This is a genomic window from Romboutsia sp. (assembly GCF_051659545.1).
GTDB lineage: Bacteria > Bacillota > Clostridia > Peptostreptococcales > Peptostreptococcaceae > JBOFOR01.
Genome location: NZ_JBOFOR010000145.1, coordinates 1 through 7393, shown reverse-complemented (window position 1 = coordinate 7393; position 7393 = coordinate 1). Strand labels below are relative to the sequence as shown.

General features: G+C 28.2%; 8 protein-coding genes and 1 pseudogene. All 9 read right to left on the bottom strand.

What is annotated here, in order from left to right; genetic code table 11:
* Positions 1–407: pseudogene (locus tag ACRC03_RS08310) on the bottom strand (CRISPR-associated endoribonuclease Cas6); the annotation flags it as partial.
* 98 nt (positions 408–505) lie between these two features.
* Entirely contained in the window at positions 506–802 is a 297-nt protein-coding gene (gene cas2 / locus ACRC03_RS08305; RefSeq protein ID WP_438652098.1) for a CRISPR-associated endonuclease Cas2, read from the bottom strand.
* Complete coding sequence (cas1b, locus tag ACRC03_RS08300) at positions 803–1801, bottom strand: type I-B CRISPR-associated endonuclease Cas1b (RefSeq protein ID WP_438652097.1); 999 nt, start codon at positions 1799–1801, stop codon at positions 803–805.
* A gap of 15 nt (positions 1802–1816) precedes the next feature.
* Positions 1817–2311 carry a CRISPR-associated protein Cas4 gene (locus ACRC03_RS08295; RefSeq protein ID WP_438652096.1) on the bottom strand — a complete coding sequence of 165 codons (495 nt, stop codon included), beginning with the start codon at positions 2309–2311 and terminating at the stop codon, positions 1817–1819.
* A 426-nt stretch (positions 2312–2737) separates the two neighbouring features.
* Complete coding sequence (locus ACRC03_RS08290) at positions 2738–2896, bottom strand: FeoB-associated Cys-rich membrane protein (RefSeq protein ID WP_438652095.1); 159 nt, start codon at positions 2894–2896, stop codon at positions 2738–2740.
* A gap of 13 nt (positions 2897–2909) precedes the next feature.
* The gene (feoB, locus tag ACRC03_RS08285; RefSeq protein WP_438652094.1) at positions 2910–4886 is read right to left on the bottom strand and encodes a ferrous iron transporter B; all 1977 of its coding nucleotides are present in this window, start codon (positions 4884–4886) and stop codon (positions 2910–2912) included.
* Between the two features lie 12 nt (positions 4887–4898).
* Positions 4899–5114, bottom strand: a complete 216-nt coding sequence (locus ACRC03_RS08280) for a FeoA family protein (protein WP_438652093.1) — start codon at positions 5112–5114, stop codon at positions 4899–4901.
* 193 nt (positions 5115–5307) lie between these two features.
* Entirely contained in the window at positions 5308–6867 is a 1560-nt protein-coding gene (locus tag ACRC03_RS08275) for an AAA family ATPase (protein WP_438652092.1), read from the bottom strand.
* A 103-nt stretch (positions 6868–6970) separates the two neighbouring features.
* Positions 6971–7210 (bottom strand): hypothetical protein, encoded by a 240-nt coding sequence (locus ACRC03_RS08270; RefSeq protein ID WP_438652091.1) that lies wholly within the window; start codon positions 7208–7210, stop codon positions 6971–6973.
* Positions 7211–7393: the final 183 nt, after the last annotated feature.

Sequence of the window (7393 nt, the reverse complement as noted above, 5' to 3'; positions counted from 1 at the left end):
GAATGTTGTTTCCAATATCCATTTTCAAATTTAGCAACTATAGGTGTTATAGCATGTATGCTTTCTATATGTTTTATAGGTATTACTTTTTTGTTTATAGTTAAAACTTTAATTTCATCAGTATGTTGATTAACTAATTCTTTCATAAAGTAATCTACTAAATTAGTATCTATTGTTCTTAGCATAAATGTATATATATTTTCTTTTTTATATATTCTATTTTCTTCTAATGGGTATAGCATATTAAATGAATAGTTTTTAAATTTATTTTCATTGTGAAAACTACTATAATCATTATTTTTTACAAGTAATTTATCTATCAATTTACAAATTTGCTCTAATGTATCTTCTAATTTTATATCTTTAAGTAAAAATACTTTCACCTGTAATTCTATTGTGTTTTTCAAGTTGAATATCTCCTTCTCAAATTATTATCATATAAAATAAATACGACATCTTATGATAAAAATCCTTTACAAATAGTCATTTTTGTAGTTTTTTAATTTTATATTATTAAATCCTCACCATTGCTACTGCATTTTCCAATAATATCTTCTCCAAATACACTTCCATTTAACATTTTTATAATGCAAATAAAGTCCTCATCCTCATCTATAATTTTGTTTAATTCTTTTTTTAAACTTATTATATTCGATGGTGTTATCTCTCCCCTAAAAACTGATTTTTGAAAATGAGTTAGATACTTCTTACATATTTTAAATACCTTATTTACTCTTTTTTCTCCTATATCATAAAATACAAAAGCATAATTATAATTAATTTTGCTGTTTTTATTAGCCATTTACATACCATCCTTTAAACTATAAGGTTTAAATTCCTTTCCTTCCATTATTAATTTTAAAAGTTTATATCCATCTAATTTGATACAGGTTTTCATACTTACTTTTCTTTTGAGCTTATTGTGTTCTCTAACTGATTCTAATCTTTCTTCTAATGCCTCTATATAAATTCTTCTACCTTCTTCGTTGAGCATACAGTAATTTACATTTTTTTCAAAATGCTTGTTAACATTTATTTTTCTATTATTAACTAGTTCAAATATTGTTTTGTAAACAATCACAGGCTTAAATACTTCACTTAAATCTAAACTTAAAGAAAATCTACCTTCACTTGGTTCATGTAAAAAGCTAATACTTTGATTTAGATGAGTATTATATATAGCTGTAACAGTTTTAGTATATAATATGCTATTTCCAAAAGATATCATTGCATTTAATGGATTGTCTGGTGGTCTCTTAACTCTTTTGTTGAATGTAAAATCTTCTCTCAAGATATGATTAAATGATGAGTAGAATGTTTGCCATATATCTCCTTCTACTGAAAGTATTGTTTTTATATTAGTCGCTTTATCTAATTTTTCCACAGAGTCTTTTTTAAGATGTGATAATATTGGTTTTATTTCTGATTTCCCATGTTTATAATAATGCGTTAATACTTCTATCATATTTTCTCTTATTCCATTTACAATGCTTTTTGCTACTATTTCTCTATTTTCTTCAAATAATCTAGCTTGTTTTATAGTTACTTTTCCACTTACTAAATACTCTTTAGGGTAAAAAGTTCCACTATATCCTCCATAGTAGTTAAAGAAATGTACAACTATGTTAGATTTTGATAAAAAATCAAGTAACTTTGAATTTAATGCGACTTCATTTAAGCAATATATTTCAGTCGTATTTTCTACTGGTATATATACATTTTTTCCATCTTTTCTAAAACATATAGAGTTATCTTTTCTACTTAGCTCTCCCATAGAGCTAATATATTTTGTTTTTCCCAATTTATATCCTCCTATCTATATAAAACAGTATTCATAATATGCACACTTTCTACAACCTTTTTTTAAATCAGGTATTGGAGCTATGCTATTATTTATAATATTATTTATTTTTATTTCTATATTACTTAGTTCATTTTCTGCTTCTTCATTTAACTCTACTATAATTATTTTTTTGTCAGTTTTATTTTTTTCTATGAATTCTATCTTTCCTTTTCTGTCAATTCCCTTTTCTTTTAAAGTCTTTAAATACAGAAGAACTTGCCACTTTGGTGCTTCTACATCTGCATCTGACTTTTTAATTTCTACTAGATATTCTTTGGTTAACTTATCTATTTTGATATTGCCTATAGCTAACTCTCTATTTTTGTCTCCATCTGCTCTTATCTCATGTAATACTCGGCCTATTCTAACATCTTCACTGTTATCTTCTAAGTTTATTCTATTTCCCAATAACCAGCATTGTCTCTTGCAATGAAAATAATAGTTTATTAATGTTCCTGTTAATTTCATATATATACCTCTTTTTAATTTATATTTTTACCATTTTTTTACTTAATAATCAATTTTTGTTATAGTAATACCTTTTATTTTATTAGCCTTTTAATTATTTTAGTATTCTATATATTTAATACTCCTTGTTAAATTAAACGTCACAAAACTCGTCAGTGTCGCAACCCCGTTGTAAATTCAAAGACACTAAGTGGCTCAGTTTCTACTATCATATTTAAACAATCAAGTATGAGCTAAATAATTATTTTATTTAGCATCCTCTCACACTATTAGTAAGAACTTGATACTAAATGTCAAGTTCTGCGCCCCCAGGGGAAATTCTGGGACACGAGGTGTGCCAGTTGTTACCATATGAAATAATTAAGAAAGCAATCAACTGGTTTTATAGCTCAGTTGACGCACAAAAAGCCCAGTTTTATCTGGGCTTTATTCTATATTACAGCTATTAGAAGTACACTTCGATGCCTGCGAGCATCCTATACATCCAATATTACCTTTTTTCATTTGTTTCCTGTGCTCTATTATTGGCTTTGATGCAAAATATACTATAGCCACTATAACAAGCACCACTATCATATCTGCCATTTAAGGCACCCCCTTAGTACTGCAATGATATTTCCGCTCTTGGTTTTTCAACTTCTTCTTTGTTTGATTTTATCTTATTAATTACAAATACTACACTAGCTGCTAATATAACAAGTGACGCTACAAATCCTTCACCTAAAGTTTTATAAACCATCAAAGTCCCTACTTGGTAAACAACCATAGCCACTATATATCCTACTGCAAATTGAAGCATTACTGAATTTCTAAAGAACTTCTTAGATTTCATTTCTGATCTCATCGCTCCTATTGCTGCAAAACATGGTGGAGTGAATAAATTAAAGAACATAAATGCTAGTGCTACTACTGGCGTTATTCCCATTGTATCTTGTACTAATGATTGATTTACTAATTCAAAATCTGCATTTATAGCTCCTCCCATTGCATAAACTATTGCTAAAGTTCCTACAACTTCTTCTTTTGCTATAAATCCTGTTATAGCTGCAGCTGCTAATTGCCATGTACCTATTCCTATTGGTATAAGTAAAAATGCAAATGGTGTAGCTATTATTGCTAGTATTGAAGTATTTATATTATCCCCTACTGGTTGTAAGCTAAGGTTGAATGATGACATCATAAATACTATAGTATTACATACAAGAATTATAGTACCTGCTTTTTTCATAAAATCCTTACCTGTGTCTATCATTTTCTCAAAGCCTCTTTTTAAGCTAGGGAAACGATAGTTTGGTAGTTCTATTATAAAGTAACTTTCTGTTGTTTTTGCTCCTAGTACTGCCTTTAAAGTAAATCCAACTCCTATTATAACTATAAATGCTACTAAGTAAGTTAGTGGGAATATAAGTCCGTTATCTGGGAAAAATGCTGTTGCAAATAATGCTATTATTGGTACCTTAGCACCACATGGTACAAATGGTGTAAGTAATGCTGTTAGTCTTTTTTGTTTTTCATCTTTTATAGTTCTTGTTGCCATTATTCCTGGTATAGCACATCCGTATCCTACTATCATAGGTATTATTGATTTTCCTGATAACCCTATTTTTCTAAATAACGGATCAAATATTAATGCTATACGAGCCATAAATCCGCTATCTTCTACTAATGCTAATAAGAACATTAATATCATAACTAGTGGTACAAATCCTACAACTGCTCCTACCCCTCCTATGATACCATCTGTTAGTAATGAATTTAAAAACTCATTAACTCCTGCATTTTCAAGAATCATAGCTAGTTGCCCTTGGAAAGTTTCAATTATTCCTACTAGACTATCCGCTACTAAAGGTCCTAATGTGTTTATAGCTAAGTTGAATATTTGGCTCATTATAAGTACAAATAATGATATTCCTACAATTGGGTTTGTAACAACTTTGTCTATTTTGTCTTGTAAGTTTTCTTTGTTTAGGTCAATTTTATTTATTTGTGAGTCAGCTAACACTTTATCTACTTCTTTAAATCTAGCTATATCTCTTTGTTTTGCATCTTTTATATATTGTAAGTCTTCAAATACATTTTCTTGTTTATTTTGTGTTGAAACTATTTTAGCTTCTTCTATAAGTTCTTTTAGTCCCATTCTTTTAGATGCAGATATTTTTACTATGCTACATTTTAGGTTTTGTTGTAATTGTATTAAATCTATGTTTTGTAGATTTTTAGCAATGTCTACTTTGTTAAGTGCTATGACTACTGGAATATTTAATTCTAAAATTTGTGTTGTGAAGAATAAACTTCTTTCTAAGTTGTTAGAATCTACTACATTTATTATTACATCTGGGTTAGTATTTTTTATAAATTCTGTGGTTACACTTTCTTCGTCTGTGTATGGTTTTATTGAGTATGCTCCCGGTAAATCTATTAGTTGTATGTCTTTTCCTAAGCTTTGTTTTAAGTTTGATTTTTTTATGTTTACTGTAACGCCAGCCCAATTACCTACTTGTTCTTGTTTTCCTGTAAGTTCGTTATATAATGTGGTTTTCCCACTGTTTGGGTTCCCTATTAATGCTATTTTCAATTTTATTTCCTCCTATTTAGTTACTTCTATTGTGTCTGCTAGTTTGTTGTCTATTCCGTATCTTACCCCTTTTATGTTAACTATTAAGTTTGAGTAGGTTTTTTTTATTACACTTATTTTTTCACCTTCAAAGCACCCTAGTGTGAATAAGAATGAGTTTATTTCTTCATTTCCATTTAATGTTTTTATTATATATGTAATGCCTTTATCTACTTGCGATAATTTCATGTTTTCATCTCCTTTATTTTAGGTAGTTATAATTTCGATATTTCTTTTTATTTGATTCTGATTATCATTTACTCAATTATATGATAATGGTTTTCATTAACTTTGTCAATAGATTATTTTATTTTTACAATAAGTTGATTTACAACGTAAAAAAGAATCTAAGCAGTTAATTTACTTAGATTCTTGTATTTTCTTAGATTTCTTCTATTATACAGCTATGCTCTTTAGTATTTGAATTATAGCAAATAGCTACTGCTAGTACTTTTTTATCCTTAAATTCATTTCTAAATTTCGAAACATATTCTTTTTCTCTTATTTGCTTTATTGCATTTTCTGGAGTGTCATCCTTTTTAAGCTCTACTATAAAAGGAATATCATTTTTTCTTCTTGGATGGAATGAAAAATCTGTATATCCTTTACCGCTTTTTTCTTCACGCTCTACCCTATAAGTGTCTCTTGCAGATAGGTAGGCAAGTGTTAATACACAGGATAAACTATTTTCATCACTGTATTTAAGTATAGGTATTTCAGAGTTGTGAATATCATGTAGTATTTCTTCCACTACTTTGGTATCTCCGTTAACTGTAGCTTTTAGCATTTTTCTTGAGTTTTCTATTATTTCAGAAACATATCCAAAAGACTCATCTGCTAATGCTTTTTCAAACTCTTGCAGCAATTCCTTATTAGGTATTTTTAGATAGCCATCATAGTATGATAAAAAACCTAAAATTATCATAGCTGAATAAATTTCTTTTTTAGTTTTAGGTACATCTTGACCTGCTCTAAACTCTTCTTTTATTGTTATATCTATTTCTTCTCCTGAAACCATTTGTATAACATCATCACGAATTTCTAAAGTGTTATATTTCAGATATTCTTCTACCTCGTCCATAGCTCCAGTGTTTGTCCAATAGCTTGTACACTTTCTATTTTGAAGTGCTTTTACAACAGAGCGTGGATTATAGATTCTTGTTCCTTCTTCTGTAATATATCCATTATACCAATTACTTATATGCTCAAAAGAAATAGCATCTTGTCTTTTACATAGTTCTATAACTTCTTCTTCTGTAAATCCAAAATAATATCCATACATCATATCATTTAACATTGTGTATTCGTCAAACATATTAAGAGCTGAACCACTTGAGTATTTTTTTATTGGTAGAACTCCTGTCATATAAGCTAAAGCTACATAAGGCTGGTCCTTTAATAGATTTCTTAAAAACTCTAAATATTCATTTTGATTTTCAGTAAAAAGATTATTGCTGAAAATATAATCCCATTCATCAAAGATGAATATGAACTTTTCATTTGTAGCAGCTAACATATGGCTAATAGTATAATAATCTTTAATATCTAAAGTAGGGTACATACTTTTAATATCATCTATTATTCCACTTTGTACCAACCCTATATATTCATCATATGTTTTATTTTTATCTGGAATTGTATTAAAACTTATATTTATTACGTTATATTTATTTAAATTCTCATCATAGTTATCTGTTTTACTTACTTTTAAAGTATCAAAAATTTCTTTTGCATCAACTGCCTTAGAATAATATGCTCCTAGCATATCAGCAACTGAGGATTTTCCGAATCTTCTTGGTCTTGTTATACAAACATATTTACTCTTAGTTGATATTTTTTCATTGAGCAAAGTTATTATTTCTGACTTATCTACAAAGTATTTTTCTTTAAAAAGTTCCGCATAGTTTTCGAAACATTTATTTGTATTTAAATATACAGCCATTGATTTCACCTCCGCATAATTAAAACCATTCTCGTTTTAATTCTTAACTTAACTAATAATAATTATAACATTAAACAAGATTCATTTTAATAAAAACTTTACCTTAGTTCTCTATTAATGACCCTTTTTCCATTTTTATTTCTAGTAGCCTATTCAAAGCAATATAAAAGATTTTATAATCAAGGGCTTTTGATAACATTCCAATACACAAATTATCACCTATTATATAATAAGTCATAATACACTTAATCAAAGATATATCTGCAGTTTCCAACACAAGATGTAACTCTGTACCATTGTACAAATACTCATTTAAATTCGCAAAGCACTTTTTATCTATCATATCAAACTCATAACAATCACTTATAAAATCATTTACACTCTTGTCTTGACATTCTCGCCCATAGCTAAAGCTAGGGGATTCATTGAGATTAGCAAGTGATTAAATCGAAGTCTATTTCTAGTATCGAAGTATGACCTCACCATAGGGGCTATGTCATTAGCCCTTCCTAAATCAGACCATCTA